Here is a 20,835-nt window from a genome sequence, read left to right on the forward strand (position 1 = left end):
AGCAAAAGCCCTTCGGGGGAGGAAATCATGGGAAACATCACGCTCAAGCAAGTGTCGAAGTCCTTCGGGGCGACGGTCATCATTCCGAAAATCGACCTCGTCATCGAAGACGGCGAGTTCGTCGTCTTCGTCGGCCCCTCGGGTTGCGGCAAGTCCACGCTGCTCAGGCTGATCGCCGGGCTGGAAGACACCAGCGGCGGCACCATCAACATCGACGGTCGCGACGTGACCGGCGAGGCGCCGGCCAAGCGCAAGCTCGCCATGGTGTTCCAGTCCTACGCGCTCTACCCGCATATGACTGTGGCCAAGAACATCGCCTTCCCGCTCAAGATGGCCGGCGAGAGCCAGGCCAGCATCGACAAGAAGGTCCAGGATGCAGCCCGCGTGCTCAACCTCACCAACTATCTCGAGCGCCGGCCGGGCCAGCTTTCCGGCGGCCAGCGCCAGCGCGTCGCCATCGGCCGCGCCATCGTGCGCCAGCCTTCCGCCTTCCTGTTCGACGAGCCGCTGTCCAACCTTGACGCTGCCCTTCGCGGCACGATGCGGCTGGAGATCAGCGAACTCCACCACCAACTCAAGACGACGATGATCTACGTCACCCACGACCAGGTCGAGGCGATGACCATGGCTGACAAGATCGTGGTGCTGAACGCCGGCAATATCGAGCAGGTCGGCTCGCCGATGGAACTCTACAAGACGCCGAAGAACCTGTTCGTCGCCGGCTTCATCGGCTCGCCGAAGATGAACCTCATCACCGGCGCACCGGCGGCGAAAGTGGGCGCAACGACCGTCGGCGTCCGCCCCGAGCACCTCGCCATCTCGAAAACCTCCGGCGACTGGAAGGCAACCGTCGGCGTTGCCGAGCATCTCGGCTCCGACACCTTCCTGCACGTCCATTCCGACGGCGTCGGGCCGCTCACCGTTCGCGGCGACGGCGAAATCTCGGTCAAGCACGGCGACACGATCTTCCTGACGCCTGACGCATCGAAACTGCACCGCTTCGGTGCCGACGGGAGAGCAATTTGACACAAAGACTGAAGGGCAAGTCCGCCCTGATCACGGGTGCTGCGCGCGGCATCGGCCGCGCCTTTGCGGAGGCCTATATCCGCGAGGGTGCGACGGTGGCGATCGGCGACATCAATCTCGATGCGGCGATGAAGACCGCCGACGAGATCGGCGCTTCGGCCTATGCCGTCAGCCTCGACGTGACCAACCAGAACTCGATCGAGGCGGCGATAAAGGCTGTCGAGCAGAAGACCGGCGGGCTCGACATTCTGATCAACAATGCAGCACTTTTCGACCTGGCGCCGATCGTCGAGATTACGCCGGCAAGCTATGACAGGCTGTTTTCCGTCAATGTCGCCGGCACGCTGTTCACCATGCAGGCTGCCGCCCGCTCGATGATCGCGCGGGGCAAGGGCGGCAAGATCATCAACATGGCAAGCCAGGCCGGGCGTCGCGGCGAAGCGCTGGTCGCCGTCTACTGCGCCACCAAGGCCGCCGTCATCAGCCTGACCCAGTCGGCCGGGCTCGACCTGATCAAGCATGGCATCAACGTCAACGCCATCGCGCCGGGCGTCGTCGATGGCGAGCACTGGGACGGCGTCGACGCGCTGTTTGCCAAGCATGAAAAACTGGCAAAGGGCGAGAAGAAAAAGCTCGTCGGCGAGGCGGTGCCGTTCGGCCGCATGGGCACGGCGCAGGATCTCACCGGCATGGCGATCTTCCTCGCCAGCGCGGAAGCCGAATACATCGTCGCCCAGACCTACAATGTCGATGGCGGCAACTGGATGAGTTGAGTGCGCGACGCGGTTTCCCTCCCCCTTGAGGGGAGGGTGCCGAGCGAAGCGAGGCGGGTGGGGTCATCGCGGCAGCGCGCGGCACAAAGGAACGTCGAGCACTGCCGCAGCGACCCCACCCGGCCCTACGGGCCACCCTCCCCTCAAGGGGGAGGGGGACGCCGCACCAAGCATAGGAAAAGGCGAGCCGAAATGACCACGAAACTCTCCTCTGCAGCGCTCGGGCACCTCCCCGCCAAAGTCGCCGGCCCGAAATACGACCGCGCTTCCCTCACGCCCGGCATCCTGCATTTCGGCGTCGGCAATTTCCATCGCGCCCATCAGGCCGTCTATCTCGACGACCTCTTCAATGAAGGCCGCGACCATGATTGGGCGCTGATCGGCGCGGGCGTTTTCGAGGGCGAGAAGGTCGGGCGCGAAAAGCTCGCCGAGCAGGATTTCCTCACCACCGTGGTCGAGCAGGACGACGGCCACATGCAGGCGCGCGTGACCGCCGCGATGACGGATTTTCTTGTCCCCGGCGACACCAGGACGATCATTAGCCGGCTTGCAGACCCCAAGATCCGCATCGTCTCGCTGACCATCACGGAAGGCGGCTATTTCATCGATCCGGCCTCGGGAAAATTCAATCCCGCGCATCCCGACATCGTCAGCGACGCCGGCAATCCGGAAACGCCGAAAACCGTCTTCGGACTGATCCTGGCCGGGCTGGCACGGCGGCGCGTGGAAGGCACGCCGGCCTTCACGGTCATGTCCTGCGACAATATCCCTCATAACGGCCACGTCACCGCCGACGCGGTGATCGGACTGGCGCAGCTCAGCGATCCCGACTTCGCCCGCTGGGTGGCGGAGAACGTCGCCTTCCCCAATGGCATGGTCGATCGCATCACACCGGCGACGACCGACCGCGAGCGCAAACTCCTGGCCGACGACTTCGGCCTGGAAGACAACTGGCCGGTGTTCTGCGAGCCGTTCCGGCAATGGGTGCTGGAGGACAATTTCCCGACCGGCAGGCCAGCGCTGGAACAGGTCGGCGTGACCTTCGTCAAGGACGTGTCGCCGTTCGAGCTGATGAAAATCCGCATCCTCAATGGCGGTCACGCGACGATCGCCTATCCCGCCGGGCTGATGGACATCCATTTCGTGCATGAGGCGATGCAGGAGCCGCTGGTGCGCGATTTCCTCGCCAAGCTGGAGCGCGATGAGATCATCCCGACCGTGCCGCCTGTTCCGGGCGTGGTGCTGGAAGACTATTTCAAGCTGATCGAGAAGCGCTTCTCCAATCCCAAGATCGGCGACACCGTGCGGCGGCTCTGCCTCGACGGCTCCAACCGCCAGCCGAAATTCATCATCCCGACCATCGGCGACCGGCTGAAGGCAGGCAAGGACGTTTCCGGTCTCGCGCTCGAATCGGCGCTGTGGTGCCGCTACTGCTTCGGCACGACCGATTCAGGCGCAGTCATCGAACCCAACGACCCGAACTGGGTACGCCTGCAGAAAGCGGCGCATGCGGCGAAGGACGATCCCTCGGCATGGCTGGCGATGGAGGACATCTATGGCGAGGTCGGGCGTTCGCCGGTCTTTGCCGCCGCCTTCGCCAAAAAACTGAAAACGCTGTGGGAAAAAGGCACGCGCGAGACGCTGAAACGCTATCTGGCTGACGCGCACTAGATTCACACCACATAGATTCTCACCCCTCTGGCCCCTTGCGCCGCACCCGGCGGGCTTTATTCTGCCAGCCATGATGCTTCGCCCTCGCTCCCCGAAATCCAGAAAGCCCGCCTGCTGATGGCGGGGTTCGTCTGCGCAGTCGATGTCGGAACCGGTAGCGCGCGCGCCGGCATTCTCGACCGCAACGGCAATCTGCTCGGCCGCGCCGACCACAAGATTGCGATGCGCCAGCCCAAGCCCGGTCATGCCGAACATGATTCGGAGGACATCTGGTCGGCGGTCTGCGCGGCGGTGAAGGCGGCGCGCGAAAAGGCAGGCGTAGGGGCCGAAGACATCGTCGGCATCTCCTTCGACGCCACCTGCTCGCTGGTGGTGCGCGATGTGGAGGCAAACCAGCTCAGTGTTTCAGACGACGGCGACAACCGCTGGGACACCATCGTCTGGCTGGATCACCGGGCGCTGGCCGAGGCCGACGAATGCACCGCCACCGGTCATCACGTGCTCGACCATGTTGGCGGGGTGATGTCGCCCGAGATGGAAATTCCCAAGCTGATGTGGCTGAAGCGCCATCTTCCGAGCCAGTGGCAGAAGACCGGATACTTCTTCGATCTGGCCGATTTCCTGACCTGGAAAGCTTCTGGCTCGACGGCGCGCTCGCAATGCACGCTGACCTGCAAATGGACCTACCTTGCCCACGAGACGCCCGGCTGGCAGGACGATTTTCTCAACACGGTAGCACTCGGCGATCTTCTGGCACGCGGGAACCTGCCGGAGCGGGCGAGCCCCGTCGGCGCCGACCTCGGCCCGCTTACCGCGCAGGCCGCGGAAGCGCTCGGCCTCACCACCGCCTGCCGCGTCGGCTCCGGGCTGATCGACGCCTATGCCGGTGCGCTCGGCGTGCTTGGCCGCTTCGTCGGTGATTTCGCCAGCATAGAGCGTCACATGGCGCTGATTGCCGGCACGTCGAGTTGCGTCATGGCGATGTCGCCGGAGCCGCGTCCGTTCGCCGGTGGCTGGGGCCCCTATTTCGGAGTCACGCTGGCGGACTGCTGGACCAGCGAAGGCGGCCAATCAGCAACCGGCGCGCTGCTCGACCACATCATCCGCTGGCACGGCGCCGGCGGCGAACCGGACGCCGCCATGCATGGCAGGATCGCCGAGCGCGTCATGGCGCTGCGGGCGGAAGAAGGCGAGGCGTTCGCGTCGCGGCTGCATGTGCTGCCCGATTTTCACGGCAACCGCTCGCCGCTGGCCGACTCGCATGCGGTCGGCGTCATTTCCGGACTGACGCTCGACGCCTCCTTCGACAGCCTGTGCCGGCTTTACTGGCGCACTGCCGTCGGCATAGCGCTCGGCGTGCGCCACATTCTCGAGACACTGAACGAGAACGGCTATGTCATCGACACGCTGCATGTCACCGGCGGCCACACCAAGAACCCGTTGCTGATGGAACTTTATGCCGATGCCACCGGCTGCACGGTCATAGAACCTTTAGCCGACGAAGCAGTCCTGCTCGGCACCGGCATGGCGGCAGCGGCGGCAGGTGGCCTCTATCCGACGCTTACTGAGGCGGCAGCGGCCATGCAGCAGGGCGGACGCGAGCGCAAACCCAACCCGGCGGCGCGGAAAGGTTTCGAGCGCGACTATCGTATTTTTCTGGAGATGCACCGCCAGAGGCAGGTGCTGGAGGGGCTGTAGGCGACGCGGCATCTATCCTTCTCCTCGATAGGGAGGGATTATCGCGTATGGAATTCGACCCCCACTCCGTCTCGGCTTCGCCGATCCACCTCTCCCCCGATCGACGGGGGAGAGGAAACGTCTGCAAAGCTGGCGCCCTTCGGCGAAGCCGAGACGGAGTGGGGGTAGGCCGTGCCGGATGCAAGTGCCTTCCCTTTCACGAGAGGGACAAATTGCCCTTCCATTAAGGGAAGTAAGACGTAGCCACCTCACCCTGGCTCAATTGTCGGCGACGCTGGTGGCTTGCTTAACGGGAACATTTGGTTCAAAAGGCGTTCAAAATCGGAAAAACCGTCTGTTTTTCCGTAAAAACGCGACTGGCGGCATGATTTTCGCCGCGGTTCGCCCCTGAAAGTTAGAAAAATGTCTGCGATACAGGTCGAGGCGAGAGCTTCGGCAAACCCTTGGCGTCTCGAAATTCGCGCGATGCTGGCGCTGGCCTGGCCGATGATCCTGACCAATCTCGGCCAGACCGCGATGACGGCCACCGACGTGATGATGATGGGCCGGCTCAGCGCCGATACGCTCGCCGCCGGTGCGCTTGGCGCCAATCTCTATTTCGCGCCGCTGATCTTCGGGCTCGGCCTGATGCTCGCCACATCGCCGATGATTGCGACCGAACTCGGTCGCAGGCGTCATTCCGTGCGCGACCTGCGCCGCACCGTGCGCCAGGGGCTTTGGCTCGCCATCCTCGTTTCGATCCCGATCTGGATCGTGTTGTGGAATGCGGAGGCCATATTGCTTGCCATGGGGCAGGAACCGGCGCTCGCCGCGCAGGCCGGCATCTATGTGCGTTGGCTGCAATGGGCAGTGCTGCCCTTCTACGGCTATATCGTGCTGCGCTCCTTCATCTCGGCGCTGGAGCGTCCGGGCTGGGCGCTGGCCATCGTCTTCGTCGCGGTCGCCTTCAACGTGCTCGCCAATTGGTGCCTTATGTTCGGCAATCTCGGCTTTCCGGCCATGGGCATCGCCGGCTCCGGGCTGGCGACGAGCCTGTCCAGCGCCTTGATGTTCATCGGCATGGCCGCCGTGGTGATGATGGAACCGAAATTCCGGCGCTATCGCCTGTTCGGCCGCTTCTGGCGCTCGGATTGGCCGCGTTTCGTCGGGCTTCTGAAGCTCGGCCTGCCGATCGCCGGCATCCTGGCTTTCGAAGTTACCATCTTCAACGCCGCGGCGCTGTTCATGGGCCTGATCGATTCACCGTCTCTGGCAGCACACGCGATCGCCATCCAGATCGCCTCGATCAGCTTCATGGTGCCGCTGGGGCTGAACCAGGCCGTCACCGTGCGCGTCGGCCTGGCCTATGGCGCGCAGAATCCGGAGGGCATCAGCCGCGCCGGCTGGACCGCCTTCGTCATGGGCGTTTCCTTCATGGCGCTGACCGCGCTGGCGATGATCCTGTGGCCGCGCCTGTTGATCAGCGCCTTTATCGATCTCCATGACCCGGCCAACGCGGTCGTCATCGGCCTCGCCGTGTCGTTCCTGGCGCTGGCGGCGCTGTTTCAGATCGTCGACGGCGCGCAGGCGGTGGCTGCCGGCATGCTGCGTGGCCTGCACGACACCACCATACCGATGATCTATGCGGCGATCGGCTATTGGGGCGTCGGCCTGCCGCTCGGCGTGGCGCTGGCCTTCCATTTCGGCTTCCACGGCGTCGGCATCTGGATCGGCCTGTCGGTGGGGCTTGCGGTCGTGGCGGTGCTGCTGATGTGGCGCTGGCTGCGCCGCGACCAGCTCGGCCTGACCGGGATGGCTAGACTCTGAGATCGATCAGATAGGAATTCGCCGCCGCCGAGGCTTCGTAGTCGGCGGGGCGGATTTCAGCGAACAGCAATGCCTCGGCGCTTCTACCGGCTTCGGCCAGCATGGTGCCGTCGGGTGCGGCAATGCCTGAAAGACCGGCATAGGCAAACAGCGCGTCCGCGCCGCAATGGTTCACATAGGCGACAAAAATCTGGTTCTCGAAGGCACGCACCGGGATAAGCTTTCGGGCGATGAATTCGTCATGGTCGCTTGCCGGCAGCGCCGTCGGCACGATGACCGCATCGACGCCGGCCTGCGCCAGGCGGCGGACGTTTTCGGGGAATTCGACATCATAGCAGATCAGCAGGCCGATCTTTGCGCCACGATGGTCGACCACGCAGGCGGCAGGCCGTTCCGGCTGGAACAGACCGCGCTCGTAAGGCCCGTAGAGATGCGACTTGCGGTAGACGACCGCAGCCGCTGAGCCATCGACATAAAGCGCGCTGTTGTAGATCGTCTCACCGTCGCGCTCGGCAAAGCCGATGACCATCGCGATTCCGGTTTCAGCCGACAGCGCTGATAGCCGGGCGGCCAGATCACCGCCCGCAGGCTCGGCCAGTGCCTTCACCGCCTCGCCCGCGCCATAGCCGGTGACGGCGAGTTCGGGCGTGACAAGCAGATCGGCACCGTTACTTGCCGCCTCGCGCACCGCCCGTTCGATGCGCGCAAGATTGGCCGCAACGTCACCGGCCACGGCCTGCATCTGGAGTGCCGCCAGTCTCATCACTTGCCCTCCGAGCCCATGGCGCCGAGCAGTTTTCGGATATCGCCGAACCTGGCGATCAGCCCGAAGACGAGAGCGGCGATCGCCACGAAGAACACCGATACCGACGCCATGGTCGGCGTATAGCCGTAGCGCAGCGCGTTGAAGATTTTTATCGGCAGCGTTTCCATGGTGAAGCCGATGGTCATATAGGCAACGATGTATTCGTTGAGCGACAGCACGAAGGCGAAGGCATAGCCGGAAACGAGATAGGGCAGGATCAGCGGCAGCACCACGGTTCTTGCAATCGTGCGGTCGTCGGCGCCCATGGTCGCGGCGGCTTCCACGAGCGAGCGATCAATGGAGGCGAAGCCCAGCGACAGCGTCACCAGCGGCAGCGTGACGAAGAAGATCGCGTGGCTGATTGCTGCCGTCCATGGCTGGCCGTAAAAGCCGGTCGTCGCCCAGAAGGTCAGGAAACCAAGCGCCGTGATGACCGGCGGGAGAATAAAGGGCGCAACGCCGAGAAGCTGGAAGATATGCGCCCAGGGCGCATGGCGCCGCCACAGGAACCAGGCCAGCGGCAGCGCAATCGCCACGGCAAGGGCTGCCGCCGAGATCGCCAGCAGCAGCGAAGCGATCAGCGCACTGCGCCATTCCGGGTCCATGAAGATCTGCGCATACCAGGCGAGCGAAAAGCCCTTTGGCGGGAATGACAAATCCTGTTTCTCGTTGACCGAGACGCCGAGCACGACGATCAAGGGTGCTGCGAGAAACAGCGCGACGAGGACGAAATAAAGCCGGCGAAGCAGTTTTTCCATCATCCCGCATTCTCCCGTCTGCCAACCAGCAAGGTAAGCCCGACCAGCGCCAGCGACATCAGCACCAGGAACACGGCCATGGCCGCCGCGAAAGGCATGTTGGACTGGTAGATCGCCTGATCGGTGATGAGCACCGACAGCGTCCAGTGCTGCGGCCGGCCGAGGATCTGCGGCAAGAGGTATGAGCCGAGCGCGAAGACGAAGACCATGATCAGCGTCGCCACCAGCGTGTTGCGCAGCGCCGGCGTAACCACGTTGAAGAAGGCGCGCACCGGCGAGGCGCCGAGCGTGCGCGCGGCCTCAAGCAATGTCGGATCGAGCCGCACGAGGGCTGGGTAAAGCACGAGGATCGTATAGGGCAGCGCCTGGTAGACCATGCCGGTCAGCACCGCGCCGAAGCCCGGCAACAGCGCCTGCGGCTGCGACATCAGACCGACCGCGACCAGCAGGTTGGTGATGCCGGCGGTGCGCGAAAAAAGCGTCGACCAGGCAAAACCGATGATGACTTCCGACAGCGACAGCACCGAAAGCAGGCAGACCAGCCACACCGTCTGCACCTTGCGCGAGCGCTTCGTCAGCAGATAGGTGAAGGGAAAGGCGATGGCGATGCAGCAGATGGCGACCAATACCGCCAGCATCAGCGAGAAACCAAGCACGCTGCCAAAGAAGGTCGACAGGAAGCGCGCATAATTGTCGAAGACGAAATCGGTCTTGTAGAAGCCGGCCGGGTCGCGTTTGAAGAAGCTCACCGCGATCATGGTCGAGAACGGCACGACGAAGAACACGATCAGCATCAGCGCCGGAAAGAACAGCGGCGTGTAGTCAGCGATGGTGCGCGGCGCCTCGCGTCTCATGACTTGAGCACCACGCAGCTTTCGGGCGGCAGCACGATGCCGACGCTTTGCCCGACCTTGACTTCGGGCCGCTCGCGCGGCGTGGCGACCGCGATGATGGTCTTGCCGCCGGCCTCGACGAAGGTTTCGATCGTGCCGCCGAGATCGCGCACGAAGGTAACCGTGCCGTCGATCGCGCCATTGCCGGGAGCGGTGAGATGCACGTCCTCGGGCCGCACCGAGACCGAGGCGTTCGAAACGCCGGAGGGAAGCGTCAGGCCGGGAATGGCCGATCCCAGAACCGTGGCGCGGTCGGCGCTGTCGGCGGTGATCGGCAGAAGGTTGGTCGAGCCGATGAAGTCGGCGACGAAGGCGTCCGCCGGCTTGCGGTAGATTTCGACCGGGGCGGCGGCCTGGCGGATGCGGCCCTCGCCCATCACCACGACCAGATCGGCCATAGTCATGGCCTCGCGCTGGTCATGGGTGACGACGATGGTGGTGATGCCGAGCTTCTGCTGCAACTGGCGCAGCTCGACCTGCATGGATTCGCGCAGCTTGGCGTCGAGCGCCGACATCGGCTCGTCGAGCAGGAACAGGCGCGGCGAGAGCGCAAGCGCGCGGGCAATGGCGACGCGCTGGCGCTGGCCGCCCGAAAGCTTGGCGACGGGCCGGTCGGCAAAGCCCGGCAGATGGATAAGCTTGAGCAGCTCATCGACTCGGCTTTTCTGGTCCTGCTTCGACGCTCCGCGAATGCGCAGCGAATAGGCTATGTTGTCGCCCACCGACAGATGCGGAAACAGCGCCAGAGACTGGAACACCATGCCGAGATTGCGCTTGTGGGTCGGGACGGAGGTGATGTCCTCGTCATCGATGACGATCCTGCCGCTGGTCGGCTCCTCCAGCCCGGCGATCATCCGCAGCAGCGTGGTCTTGCCGCAGCCCGATGGGCCGAGGAGGCAGACGAAGGTGCCGTGCGGCACGTTCAGCGCGACATTGTCGACGGCTTTGAAGTCGCCGAATTCCTTGGTGATGCCGTTCAGTGACAGGCCGGACATACTGGTTACCCTGCTCTTTTGCTTATCATATGCGGGTAAGGGATAAGGCGAAAAGGTCGCCGCTTACTTCTTCTCCCCGTCTCTATACGGGGAGAAGATGCCGGCAGGCAGATGAGGGCGGAGCCAGCTTAGCCAATTTTGGTGCCGCCCCTCATCCGGCCCTTCGGGCCACCTTCTCCCCGTATAGTGACGGGGAGAAGGAAGAACCGCCGTTTACCCGACGATCAGCTCGGTCCACTTCTGGTTAATCCAGTCGGACTTGGTCGTGTAGAGATCGTAGCGCGGGATGATCGGCTCGATGTCGGAAGACACGGCGGCGAACTCTTCCGGCTTGAGGTCGAGCACTTCCTTCTTCAGCGTCGGCGCGGTGCCGACCTTGCGCGACATCAGGCCCTGGATCGCCGGCTGGCTCATATAGTCGATGAAGGCATGCGCCTCGTCGACCTTCTTGGACGCGCGCGTCAGGACCCAGTTGCCGGAATCCTGGATGCCGCCTTCCTTCGGGAAGGTCGAGCGCACCGGCTGGCCGTCGGCTGCGGCAAGGCCGGTGACGTCGTGATAGTACTGGCCCATCGGGATTTCGCCCGACTTCAGCGCCTGCTCGAACTGCGCCTCGTCGCGATACCAGAGGCGGACGTTCGGCTTGACCTCGGCGAGCTTCTCGAAGGCCTTCAACTGGCCTTCCTCGGTGTCGAGCGCATTGGTGCCGCCCATGAAGGTCTTGGCGGTCACTTCCAGCAGGAAGGAGTTGGAGGCCAGCGCCAGAAGGCCGAGCTTGTCGGCATTTGCCGGGTCCCACAGGGCTTCCCACGAAGTCGGCGCTTCCTTGTAGACATCGGTGTTGGTGACCAGCGTGATGTACCACGCCACCGCGCCGACGCCGGCGATGCGGCCGTCCGGATATTTGTTGACGAAGCGGTCGAGCAGGTCGCCGCCATGCTTGATCTTGGCGATATCGATCGGCGTCCACAGTTCGGTCGCCTGGCCTTTCAGCGTCGAGGTCTGCGACATCATCGAAACATCGGCCGGCGCCTGGCCTGCCTTGGCCGCCTGTTCGAGCTGCACCAGCCAGGCTTCACCGGTCGGCTCGGCGATGGATTCGACGGCAATGCCGGTCGCCTTGGTGAATTCCGGGAAGATGTGCTCGTCGAAGGACTTCTTGAAATAGCCGCCATAGACGCCGACCTTCAGCGACTTGTCCTGCGCGCGCAGCACGGCAGGCATGGCAAGCAATGCGGCACCCGCAACGCCCGCGCCCAGCACGCCGCGGCGGCTGAGACTGGTTTTCAGAAATTCGGTCATTTTCGTTCTCCTCTATTCATGCCGCTTTTGCGGCTGTTCCCACGGTCGTTCAAGTGAATTCAATGTGCGGCGGCACGGCTCTCCAGCATTCTGGCATATTGGGTGAGCGGATAGCACAGCACGAAAAAGATCAGCGCGACCAGCCCGTAAACCGTGAAGGGTTCGAACGTCGCATTGTTGATCGCATTCGAGGTCCTGAGAAGCTCTTCGAAGCCGATGATCGAGGTCAGTGCCGTACTTTTGATGAGCTGGACGAGGAAGCCGACGATCGGCGCCCGCGTGATTGAGAACGCCTGCGGCAGGATGATGAGGCGCAGTTCCTGAATATAGTGCAGTCCCAGGCTCGCGCCCGCGTCCCACTGGCCGCGCGGCAAGGCGTCGACGCCGCTCCGCCATATCTCGGCAAGATAGGCACTGGCGAAAAAGGTCAGCGCAAGCACCGCCGCAGTCCACGGCTCGATGCGAAAGCCGAGCATCGGCAGGCCGAAGAACATCAGGAAAAGCTGCATCAGAAGCGGCGTTCCCTGGAACAGCGCGATGTAGCCGCTGGCAAAGCGGCGAAGCCATTTCGCCTTGGAAATCCTGAGGAAGAGGATGACGATGCCGACCACGCCGCCACCGACAAAGGCTGCGATCGACAAGAGGATCGTCCAGCGCGTGGCAAACAGCAGGTTTCGCAGAATGTCCCAGAAGGTGAACTCGATCATGTCACACCTGCCGAGAGTGTGCGGCGTCCAACCGAAACCAGCATGCGCCGCAGCGCGATCGAAAGGCCGAGATAGACCATCGTCACGACGAAATAGGTCTCGAAGGCGCGGAAGGTCCTGGCCTGCAGCATGTCGGCTTCATAAGTGAGTTCGCGGACGGCGATCTGCGATACGACTGCGGATTCGAGCATCATGATCACGATCTGGCTCGTCAGCGCCGGGAAGATGACCTTCAGCGCCTGCGGCAGGACGATCTTGACGAACACCTGTCGCGGCCGCAAGCCCAAAGACAGTGCAGCTTCCTTCTGGCCGACCGGCACCGCATCAAGACCGGCACCGACGATCTCCGTCGTATAGGCCGCCATGTTGAGCGTCATCGCCAAGATCGCGGCGAGGATGGGGTCGAGCCTGATGCCGAGGCTGGGCAGGCCGAAAAAGATGAAGAAGAGCTGCACCAGAAACGGCGTGTTGCGGATCACCTCGACATAGGCGGTTATCGCCAGGCGGAGCCAGCGATAGCCGCTGCGCCGGCCGGCCGCGGCAAGGACGCTGATGAACGTCCCGGCCAGCGTCGTCACCACGATCAGCATGACCGTCACGGCAGCACCCCGGGCAATTGCGCCCGAGGCCTCGTAAAGCCAGCCGAAATCGAGGCTGTAGCCCACAGATCAATCCTTGAGGTTTTCAGGATTGAGCGGCGTCTTCAGCCATTCCTCCGATGCCTTGTTCAACTGTCCGTCGGCCAGCATCTTGGCGACGGCGTCGTTGACCGCCTTCTTCAGCCCCTCTTCGTTCTTGTTCAGTCCGATATGCGAGGGAGAGGTCAGCAGCTGGAACTTCTGCTCGGGCTTGAGCGCTTCCTGGCGCGCCAGAACCTGCGCGCCGACATCGTTGCCGACGACCATCAGCTGGGTCTGGCCCGAAATGAAGGCCTGGATCACCGCATTGTAATTGTCGAAGCGCTTGATGTCGGCTGTGGCCGGGGCCGCTTCCGTAAGCGACGTGTCTTCCAGCGTGCCACGGTTCACGGCGATGCTCTTGTCGGCCAGCGCGGCCTTGTCCTTGACCTCAAGGGCGGCGGGTCCGATCACCGCGATATAGTAAGGCGCGTAAGCGACGGCGAAGTCGATGACCTGCTCGCGCTCCTTGCTGTAGCCGACGCTCATCAGCAGGTCGACGCGATGGTCGGTCAGGTAGGGAATGCGGTTCTGGCCGGTCACCGCGACCGTGTTGAGCTTTACCTTCAGCGAGTCGGCGATGAACTGCGCGACTTCCATGTCGTAGCCCTTGAGGCTCATATCGGCGCTGGCCGAGGAGAAGGGCGGAAAGTCGGCAAAAACGCCGACATTGATGACGCCGGCCTTTGCGATGTCTTCAAGGGCATCAGCGTGGGCTGGCTGCGTGGCGATGGCGGCGCTGCCGAGCAGCAGCAACGCGGCAAAGGACGATTTGAGATGCGAATGCATGGTCATTTTGGTTCCCCTTCTGGAAAATCATTATTGTCGGTGCGGCCCAGGCGGGCCGCCCTGCCATCGGTTCCAGGCCGATGGCTAAAACTGGATCAGGCCTTCCTGTCTTTGACGGCGGGACTGAACACCATCAGGCTCAATATCTCGAACAGAACCTGCGCGCCGGCATGGGCGGTGTTGGTGGTCGAGTCATATTGCGGCGCCACTTCGACGACGTCGCCGCCGACGAGGTTGAGGCCTTTCAGGCCGCGCAGGATTTCCAGGACCTCGCGCGTCGTCAGCCCGCCGACTTCCGGTGTGCCGGTGCCGGGCGCAAACGCCGGGTCGAGGCTGTCGATGTCGAAGGAAAGATAGGTCGGGCCGTCGCCGACGATCTTGCGCGCCTTTTCGATGACGGCGGGAATGCCCATGCCCGTCACCTCTTCGGCGTGGATGACCGTCATGCCGGATTCATAGGTGAACTCCCACAGATATTCGGCCGAGCCGCGAATGCCGATCTGGACCGTGCGGGTCGGGTCGAGCACGCCGTCCAGCACCGCGTTGCGGAACGGGCCGCCATGGTGGAATTTGGTCAGGTCGTAGGCGCCGCCGGTGTCGCAATGCGCGTCGATATGGATCATGCCGACCGGGCGGTTCTTGCCGACCGCCTTGAGGATGGGATGGCTGATCGAATGGTCGCCGCCGACCGACAGCGGCAGCACGCCGGCATCGACGATCTGGTTGATGCGCCGCTCGATATCGTCATGGCTGAGCTCGAGACGATAGCGGCTCTGGAACGGCACGTCGCCAATGTCGGCGACGCGCAGATCCTGCACCGGGGCGCAGTCGAGCACGTGATTATACGGCCCGATGCGCTCGATGGTGCGCAGCGCGCGCGGGCCGAAGCGGGAGCCAGGACGATTGGTGACGCCGAGATCCATCGGCACGCCGATCATCGCAACCTGGAGATCGCCGAAATCGGGATTGTCGTTGTCGACCTGCACGTAAGGCGCGGTCAGGAAGGTCGGGATGCCCGAATAGGGCGCCAGCCGCGTGCCACTCTTGGAGAAAATCTTGTCGGCGACGCGCCGGAACTGGGGGTTAAACAGTTCGCCGCCATGGCTCTCACCATATTTGCGGCGCAACGCGTCGAGCTTGCCACGATCGAAACCCATGCCGGTAGTCTCCCTGAATTGCCGTACTGGACGGTGGTCTGCCGGAGTCCCTCGCGGCGTTTTCGCCGTCTCGCTCCTGCGTGAAAGTGCAATCCCGCACCTTCTGTTCCGTCTGAATTCTTGGGCAGGCGCGTTGAAAAATCAATTGATATTGTTAAAGCTTCGATTGTGAGATTTTCTCACATGCGAGTGCTACCGGAAACCGCCTATGAGCAAGCGCCTGCCACCGCTGAACCCGCTGCGCGCCTTCGAAGCAACGGCGCGGCATGGCTCGCTGAGCAAGGCCGCCGGCGAGCTCAACGTCACCCATGGCGCCATCAGCCACCAGATCCGCGCGCTGGAGCTTTCGCTTAGGGTCAAGCTGTTCGAGCGTATCGGCCAGCGGCTCAAGCTGACACCGCAGGGCGCAGAGCTTCTGCCGGCGGTATCGAGCGCCTTCGACGGCATCGCTGCGGCCACCGCGCGCATGACGCGGCCGACGAGTTCCGGCACGCTGACCATAAGCTGCGTGCCGGCGCTGCTGTCGCTGTGGCTGATCCCACGCCTCGGCAGTTTCATGGCGCGTTTTCCCGACATAAGGCTCAAGCTGATCGCCTCCAACGACCCGCAGGATATCCGCTCGCCCGATATCGATGTCTGCGTGCATTATGGCGACGGCAACTGGGCCGATTGCTGGCTGAAGAAATGGCTCAATCTGGAGCTCTTTCCGGTGGTGAGCCCGACGCTGATCAACAACCGGCCCATTCGCACCATCCGTGACCTTGCCGACCACGTCATGCTGCACGGCGATGACGGCCGCGAATGGCATACCTGGCTTGCCGCAGCCGAGGCGCTGGACCTGAACCGCGGGCGCGAACACCATTTCAGCGATGCGCGGCTGTCGACCGAGGCGGCGATCAGCGGCCATGGCGTTGCGCTCGGCGATTCAGTCACCGCCAGCGGCCTGCTCGCCAAGGGCCAGCTGGTGACGCCGTTCAACCTGTCGGTTCCCGCCAGCTACGCCTTCTACGTCATCTGCCGCAACGAGGTGCGCTCAGCGCCCGTGGCGCAGGTCTTCATCGACTGGCTCTACGGCGAAGGCGAGGAGGCGGCGGGCCGGACCGAGGCAGCCGTCGCTGGCCAGATCAGCATCCGCAAGCGCCGCTCGCAGAAGGCAAACGCCCCGGTCGAGCCATAACCAATCTCTGTCGCCGGCTCATTTTTTGTCGGTCCAGAGCGGCAATCATGAAGCGCAACGTCAAATTCAGTGATATTAGCGCTGTCGGACAGTCCGAAGCGGCATGAAAAGGCACTTGGTGAATGGCGAAAACCGATATTGCGCGGCGCGTCTACAATCACGCATGGAAGCTCGACCCCATCGTGCGCAGCCTGCTCGATACCGATTTCTACAAGCTGCTGATGCTCCAGATGATCTGGGGCATGTATCCGAATGTCGACGTCACCTTCTCGCTGATCAACCGCACCACCTCGGTGAAGCTCGGCGAGGAAATCGACGAGCAGGAACTGCGCGACCAGCTGGACCATGCCCGCACGCTGCGCTTCAGCAAGAAGGAGATGATCTGGCTGGGCGGCAACACCTTCTACGGCCGCAAGCAGATCTTCGAGCCGGAGTTCCTGGCCTGGCTGGAGGATTTCCAGCTTCCCGAATATGAGCTGACCAAGCGCGACGGCCAGTATGAGCTCGAATTCCACGGTCCGTGGATGTACACGACGCTGTGGGAAATCCCGGCGCTCGCCATCATCAACGAATTGCGCTCGCGCTCGGCGATGAAGCCGTTCGCGCCGTTCGCGCTCGACGTTCTCTATGCCCGCGCCAAGGCCAAGCTGTGGACCAAGACCGAGCGGCTGCGCCAGCTGCCGGACCTGAAGATTTCCGACTTCGGCACGCGCCGCCGCCACAGCTTCCTGTGGCAGCGCTGGTGCGTGGAAGCGCTGAAGGAAGGCATCGGCGAGGCTTTCACCGGCACGTCGAACGTGCTTCTGGCCATGGACAACGACCTCGAAGCGCTCGGCACCAACGCCCATGAGCTGCCGATGGTGCTGGCGGCACTGACCAACAGCGAGCAGGAGCTGCGCAAGTCGCCTTACAAGGTGCTGCAGGACTGGCAGCGTTACTACGGCGGCAACCTCCTGATCGTCCTGCCCGACGCCTTCGGCACCACCGCCTTCCTGCGCGACGCGCCGGACTGGATCGCCGACTGGACCGGCTTCCGCCCCGACAGCGCCCCGCCGATCGAGGCCGGCGAAAAGATCATGGCCTGGTGGCGCGAAAAGGGCGTCGACCCGAAGAAGAAGCTGCTGATCTTCTCCGATGGGCTTGAGGTCGAGACGATCGAGGAGACGTACCGCCATTTCAAAGGCAAGGTGCGCATGTCCTTCGGCTGGGGCACCAACCTGACCAATGATTTCGAAGGCTGCGCGCCGATGGAAACCCGCGGCCTCAACGCCATCTCACTGGTCTGCAAGGTCACCAAGGTCAACGGCCGTGAGGCAGTGAAACTCTCCGACAATCCGGCCAAGGCGACCGGCGACAAACGCGAGATAGAGCGCTATCTGCGGATCTTTGGCGAGAAGGACCGCGTGGAGCATTTGGTGAAGGTGTGAGGGGCTAGTAGGCAGGCTGGAGCAATCGGGAGATTAAATCTTGACACCGCTGCTCTCGTCACCACCCCCCTCTGTCCTACCGGACATCTCCCCCGCAAGGGGAGAGATCAGACTTTCATCAACGATTTCGCCAATCTCAAACGGTGTAGGAGATGAGCCGGCGTCGCCACTGCTAATCTCCCCCCTTGCGGGGGAGATGTCCGGCAGGACAGAGGGGGGTGGTGACGTAGGGCACGGATTCCAGTTTTCTCATTCCGCACCGGCTATCCTGTTCCTCACTCTCGTTTTACTCCTGCCTGCCAGTCCCGCCTTCGCCCACGCTTCCGATCGCGGCTATGTCCTGCTTATGCCGACCGGCTACTACCTCACCGGCGGCGCTATCGCCGTTGCAGCAAGTTTTCTGGTGCTGGCCGTCTTGCCGCCAGCCCTGCTGGAACGCATCGCCGCCAAACGTCTTGCGCTTTTCCCGCTCAATGAAAGCTCGCGCGTCTTCACCAGCCTCATCGCCTTCGCCATTTTCGCCGTTCTGGTCGGCGCCGGCTTTTTCGGCAGCCGCGATCCGCTTTCCAACCCGCTGCCGCTGACCGTCTGGACGCTGCTGTGGGTCGGGCTGACGCTGGTGCAGGGCCTGTTCGGCAATCTCTGGGCATGGATCAACCCGTGGTACGGGCCGTGGCGCGTCGCGACTGTCATCTTTCCGGTGCTGCGCTACAGGCGAATGCCCGAATGGGCCGGCTACTGGCCGGCGCTCATATTGTTCTTCGCCTTCGCCTGGTTCGAGCTGATCGATCCTGCACCCGACGACCCCGCGCGGCTCGCCTGGGCAGCTGGCATCTACTGGCTGCTGAGCTTCTTGGCTGTCATCGCCTTCGGTTATGAAGACTGGAGCCGGCGCGGAGAATTCCTGTCGGTGTTTTTTCGCATAGTGTCACGGTTTGGGGTGGTCGAGGCCGATCACCGGGCGTCATCCCGGGGCATATCGGCAAAACTCTGCCTCCCCGGCGCGAAACTCTGGGCGGAAAATCCTTTGCCGGCTAGCGGTATGTTCTTTCTCCTGCTGGCGCTCAGCTCCGTCTCCTTCGACGGCCTGTCGAAAACCTTCTTCTGGCTCGGCCTCAACGGCATCAACCCGCTGGAATTTCCGGGCCGCTCGGCCGTGATGACGACGAACACGGTCGGGCTGGCGCTGATGTTCGTTGCCCTATCAAGCGTGTACCTGCTGGCCGTGTTCCTCGGCGAGCGCCTTGCCGGCAGCCGCCTGCCCTTCGCCAAATCCGCCGGGCTGCTGGTCTGGTCGATCGTGCCGATCGCGCTCGCCTATCACTTTTCACACTATCTCACCGCCTTCCTCGTCAACGGCCAATATGCGCTGGTGGCATTGTCCGACCCGTTTTCCAGCGGCTGGAACCTTTTCGGCACCGCCGGCTTTCAGGTCGGCGCCGGCATCGTCGCCGGCTACCAATCCGCCTGGACATTGTGGAACGCGCAGGCCGCGGCAATCATCGGCGGGCATGTGCTGGCCGTCCTCATCGCGCATGGTCTGGCCTACCGCCTGCATCCAAGCGCCAGACAGGCCGCGCTCAGCCAGTTGCCGCTGACGATCCTGATGATCGGCTATACCGTTTTCGGCCTGTGGCTGCTGTCGACACCGACCGCCGGCTGACGCTGTTTTCAAGCTGGAACACAGCTCGAACTTCCCCTAAGGGAAGCAGCTATTGCCATGCCGGAACTTTGGTGATTTAGTTTGTATACATGCAATTTTTCGCCTCGAAAATGGGCGAGGCGAATGATGCTGATCAGCGGTTATAAGTCATAAGACAAGGGGAACCGACATGACCGACAAAAGCAGGATTCTGGGGCCGGATGGCCTTCGCTTGAACCGCCGCACCGCGCTGAGGGGGCTTGCCGCAACCGCCGGCCTCGCGGCCGCGCCCGGCTTTGTCCGCTATGCGCAGGCGCAAAGCTCAGCACCGATCAAGATCGGCTTCCAGTCGCACCGCACCGGCATCGGCGCCGCCTATGGCCGCTGGTATGAAAAGACCACGGCGGCCGCCGTGAAACTGATCAACGATGCCGGCGGCATCACCGGGCGGCCTGTCGAGATCGTCATCGAGGACGACGGCACCGACCCCAAGCGCGGCGCCGAAGTGGTGGCCAAATTCGCCAGCCAGCACAAGACTGACATCGTCTTCGGTACGCTGTTTTCCCATGTCGTCATCGGCTCGGCGCCGACGGCGGGCGAACTGAAAATCCCATACTACGTGGTCAGCGAAGGCCACCACGTCGCCTCGACCAAGCTCAACCGCTACTGCTTCCAGCCCGGCATCACCGACGTGAAGAGCCAGGTGCAGTCGGTCGCACCGTGGATCGCGGCCAATGCCGGCAAGAAGGTCACGATGATCTATCCGGATTTTGCGTTCGGCTACGACCATCGCGACTACCTGCCGCCGGCGCTGAAGGCGCAGGGCGCCGAGGTCATCGCGCAGATCGCCATCCCGCCGACCGAAAGCTCGTTCACGCGTTATTTCCCGCAGATTCCGGCTGAGACCGACGTCATCTACCACGTCATGGTCGGCCCGGCCGTGCTGACCTTCGTCAAGGAACTCGGCGAATTCTACGGCTCGAACCGGCCGCAGCTTTTCGGCTTCATCGATTCGCTCGAGGCCGTCGACATCAACAGCCCCGGCCTCGAATTCCTCGATGGCAGCCATTTCTGGGAAGGCTCGCCGCGCTATGCGCAGGAGAACGATTCCGACGCACAGAAGGCCTATCGCACTGCCGTCGGCATCGACGAGAATGGCGCTGCCGTCGGTGACCCCAAGGACGTCTCCACCGCCGCCCATATGTTCGGCTGCTGGGAAACGCTCTACGTCATCAAGAAGGCAATGGAAGACGCCGGCTACAAGGGGCCGGAGGATCGCGGCAAGCTGGTCGAGGCAACCGAGGCGCTGACCGAGTTCAAGGAGGGCCCGGAACACCCGCAGGGCGACAAGACCTTCAACGGCAAGATCCACCAGTGCTTCGGCCACCAGAACATCTCCAAGGTGGAAGGCGGCAAGCTGAAGGTCGTGCACCGCACCTCGATCGAGGACGGCATGTACGAGGCCGAAGGCGATTACACGACGCAGCCGCTGTAAGCTGAGACGTTGCCGGAAAGGTACTGACGGCGTATAT

The 20,835-nt window shown here is 63.1% G+C and carries 18 protein-coding genes; 9 read left to right on the plus strand and 9 right to left on the minus strand.

Going from position 1 to position 20,835, the window contains the following annotated elements; genetic code table 11:
- The first annotated feature begins 27 nt into the window (after positions 1-27).
- The 5 genes from BM413_RS06310 to BM413_RS06330 all read left to right on the plus strand — a co-directional run bounded on the left by BM413_RS06310 (position 28) and on the right by BM413_RS06330 (position 6,974).
- Positions 28-1,026 carry an ABC transporter ATP-binding protein gene (locus BM413_RS06310; protein WP_091911498.1) on the plus strand — a complete coding sequence of 333 codons (999 nt, stop codon included), beginning with the start codon at positions 28-30 and terminating at the stop codon, positions 1,024-1,026.
- A complete protein-coding gene (locus tag BM413_RS06315) occupies positions 1,023-1,799 on the plus strand; it encodes an L-iditol 2-dehydrogenase (RefSeq protein WP_091911499.1) in 777 nt (258 codons plus the stop codon). The genes BM413_RS06310 and BM413_RS06315 overlap by 4 nt, the downstream gene beginning before the upstream one ends.
- 192 nt (positions 1,800-1,991) lie before the next feature.
- Positions 1,992-3,470, plus strand: a complete 1,479-nt coding sequence (locus BM413_RS06320; protein WP_091911501.1) for a mannitol dehydrogenase family protein — start codon at positions 1,992-1,994, stop codon at positions 3,468-3,470.
- A gap of 117 nt (positions 3,471-3,587) precedes the next feature.
- Positions 3,588-5,168, plus strand: coding sequence for an FGGY-family carbohydrate kinase (locus BM413_RS06325; protein WP_210188916.1), 1,581 nt, complete (start codon positions 3,588-3,590; stop codon positions 5,166-5,168).
- 402 nt (positions 5,169-5,570) lie between these two features.
- Positions 5,571-6,974, plus strand: a complete 1,404-nt coding sequence (locus BM413_RS06330) for an MATE family efflux transporter (protein WP_091911504.1) — start codon at positions 5,571-5,573, stop codon at positions 6,972-6,974.
- On the opposite strand, the gene BM413_RS06335 is transcribed toward BM413_RS06330, so the two are convergent.
- The 9 genes from BM413_RS06335 to speB all read right to left on the minus strand — a co-directional run bounded on the left by BM413_RS06335 (position 6,964) and on the right by speB (position 15,057).
- On the minus strand, positions 6,964-7,740 hold the full coding sequence (locus BM413_RS06335; protein WP_175544260.1) for a carbon-nitrogen hydrolase family protein: 777 nt from the start codon (positions 7,738-7,740) through the stop codon (positions 6,964-6,966). The two genes, BM413_RS06330 and BM413_RS06335, sit on opposite strands and share 11 nt — an antisense overlap.
- The gene (locus BM413_RS06340; RefSeq protein ID WP_091911754.1) at positions 7,737-8,537 is read right to left on the minus strand and encodes an ABC transporter permease; all 801 of its coding nucleotides are present in this window, start codon (positions 8,535-8,537) and stop codon (positions 7,737-7,739) included. Before BM413_RS06340 ends, BM413_RS06335 begins: the two co-directional genes overlap by 4 nt.
- The gene (locus BM413_RS06345) at positions 8,537-9,391 is read right to left on the minus strand and encodes an ABC transporter permease (RefSeq protein WP_091911507.1); all 855 of its coding nucleotides are present in this window, start codon (positions 9,389-9,391) and stop codon (positions 8,537-8,539) included. The genes BM413_RS06340 and BM413_RS06345 overlap by 1 nt, the downstream gene beginning before the upstream one ends.
- A complete protein-coding gene (locus BM413_RS06350; protein ID WP_091911509.1) occupies positions 9,388-10,425 on the minus strand; it encodes an ABC transporter ATP-binding protein in 1,038 nt (345 codons plus the stop codon). Before BM413_RS06350 ends, BM413_RS06345 begins: the two co-directional genes overlap by 4 nt.
- Before the next feature lie 213 nt (positions 10,426-10,638).
- On the minus strand, positions 10,639-11,727 hold the full coding sequence (locus BM413_RS06355) for an ABC transporter substrate-binding protein (protein WP_091911511.1): 1,089 nt from the start codon (positions 11,725-11,727) through the stop codon (positions 10,639-10,641).
- 59 nt (positions 11,728-11,786) lie between these two features.
- Entirely contained in the window at positions 11,787-12,434 is a 648-nt protein-coding gene (locus BM413_RS06360) for an amino acid ABC transporter permease (RefSeq protein ID WP_091911512.1), read from the minus strand.
- The gene (locus BM413_RS06365; protein ID WP_091911514.1) at positions 12,431-13,099 is read right to left on the minus strand and encodes an amino acid ABC transporter permease; all 669 of its coding nucleotides are present in this window, start codon (positions 13,097-13,099) and stop codon (positions 12,431-12,433) included. The genes BM413_RS06360 and BM413_RS06365 overlap by 4 nt, the downstream gene beginning before the upstream one ends.
- 3 nt (positions 13,100-13,102) lie before the next feature.
- On the minus strand, positions 13,103-13,906 hold the full coding sequence (locus BM413_RS06370; RefSeq protein WP_091911516.1) for a transporter substrate-binding domain-containing protein: 804 nt from the start codon (positions 13,904-13,906) through the stop codon (positions 13,103-13,105).
- An 89-nt stretch (positions 13,907-13,995) separates the two neighbouring features.
- Positions 13,996-15,057, minus strand: a complete 1,062-nt coding sequence (gene speB / locus BM413_RS06375) for an agmatinase (RefSeq protein WP_091911518.1) — start codon at positions 15,055-15,057, stop codon at positions 13,996-13,998.
- Between the two features lie 208 nt (positions 15,058-15,265).
- Here speB and gcvA point away from each other — a divergent pair, with 208 nt between their 5' ends.
- From gcvA to BM413_RS06395, 4 genes are all read left to right on the plus strand, one after another.
- On the plus strand, positions 15,266-16,234 hold the full coding sequence (gene gcvA / locus BM413_RS06380) for a transcriptional regulator GcvA (RefSeq protein ID WP_091911519.1): 969 nt from the start codon (positions 15,266-15,268) through the stop codon (positions 16,232-16,234).
- 122 nt (positions 16,235-16,356) lie between these two features.
- Positions 16,357-17,661 (plus strand): nicotinate phosphoribosyltransferase, encoded by a 1,305-nt coding sequence (gene pncB, locus BM413_RS06385; RefSeq protein WP_091911521.1) that lies wholly within the window; start codon positions 16,357-16,359, stop codon positions 17,659-17,661.
- 196 nt (positions 17,662-17,857) lie between these two features.
- A complete protein-coding gene (locus tag BM413_RS06390) occupies positions 17,858-19,324 on the plus strand; it encodes a hypothetical protein (RefSeq protein ID WP_091911523.1) in 1,467 nt (488 codons plus the stop codon).
- A gap of 169 nt (positions 19,325-19,493) precedes the next feature.
- Positions 19,494-20,798 carry an ABC transporter substrate-binding protein gene (locus BM413_RS06395; protein ID WP_091911524.1) on the plus strand — a complete coding sequence of 435 codons (1,305 nt, stop codon included), beginning with the start codon at positions 19,494-19,496 and terminating at the stop codon, positions 20,796-20,798.
- The last annotated feature ends 37 nt before the right edge of the window (positions 20,799-20,835 follow it).

The sequence above is a fragment of the Mesorhizobium sp. YR577 genome, assembly GCF_900116595.1.
In the GTDB taxonomy this organism is placed as follows: Bacteria; Pseudomonadota; Alphaproteobacteria; order Rhizobiales; family Rhizobiaceae; genus Mesorhizobium_M.

Coding starts and splice junctions, on each gene's coding strand:
- BM413_RS06310 (WP_091911498.1), top strand. CDS start 28: ATGGGAAACATCACGCTCAAGCAAGTGTCGAAGTCCTTCGGGGCGACG.
- BM413_RS06320 (WP_091911501.1), top strand. CDS start 1,992: ATGACCACGAAACTCTCCTCTGCAGCGCTCGGGCACCTCCCCGCCAAA.
- BM413_RS06325 (WP_210188916.1), top strand. CDS start 3,588: ATGGCGGGGTTCGTCTGCGCAGTCGATGTCGGAACCGGTAGCGCGCGC.
- BM413_RS06330 (WP_091911504.1), top strand. CDS start 5,571: ATGTCTGCGATACAGGTCGAGGCGAGAGCTTCGGCAAACCCTTGGCGT.
- BM413_RS06340 (WP_091911754.1), bottom strand. CDS start 8,537: ATGGAAAAACTGCTTCGCCGGCTTTATTTCGTCCTCGTCGCGCTGTTT.
- BM413_RS06345 (WP_091911507.1), bottom strand. CDS start 9,391: ATGAGACGCGAGGCGCCGCGCACCATCGCTGACTACACGCCGCTGTTC.
- BM413_RS06350 (WP_091911509.1), bottom strand. CDS start 10,425: ATGTCCGGCCTGTCACTGAACGGCATCACCAAGGAATTCGGCGACTTC.
- BM413_RS06355 (WP_091911511.1), bottom strand. CDS start 11,727: ATGACCGAATTTCTGAAAACCAGTCTCAGCCGCCGCGGCGTGCTGGGC.
- BM413_RS06360 (WP_091911512.1), bottom strand. CDS start 12,434: ATGATCGAGTTCACCTTCTGGGACATTCTGCGAAACCTGCTGTTTGCC.
- BM413_RS06370 (WP_091911516.1), bottom strand. CDS start 13,906: ATGACCATGCATTCGCATCTCAAATCGTCCTTTGCCGCGTTGCTGCTG.
- speB (WP_091911518.1), bottom strand. CDS start 15,057: ATGGGTTTCGATCGTGGCAAGCTCGACGCGTTGCGCCGCAAATATGGT.
- gcvA (WP_091911519.1), top strand. CDS start 15,266: ATGAGCAAGCGCCTGCCACCGCTGAACCCGCTGCGCGCCTTCGAAGCA.
- pncB (WP_091911521.1), top strand. CDS start 16,357: ATGGCGAAAACCGATATTGCGCGGCGCGTCTACAATCACGCATGGAAG.
- BM413_RS06390 (WP_091911523.1), top strand. CDS start 17,858: ATGTCCGGCAGGACAGAGGGGGGTGGTGACGTAGGGCACGGATTCCAG.
- BM413_RS06395 (WP_091911524.1), top strand. CDS start 19,494: ATGACCGACAAAAGCAGGATTCTGGGGCCGGATGGCCTTCGCTTGAAC.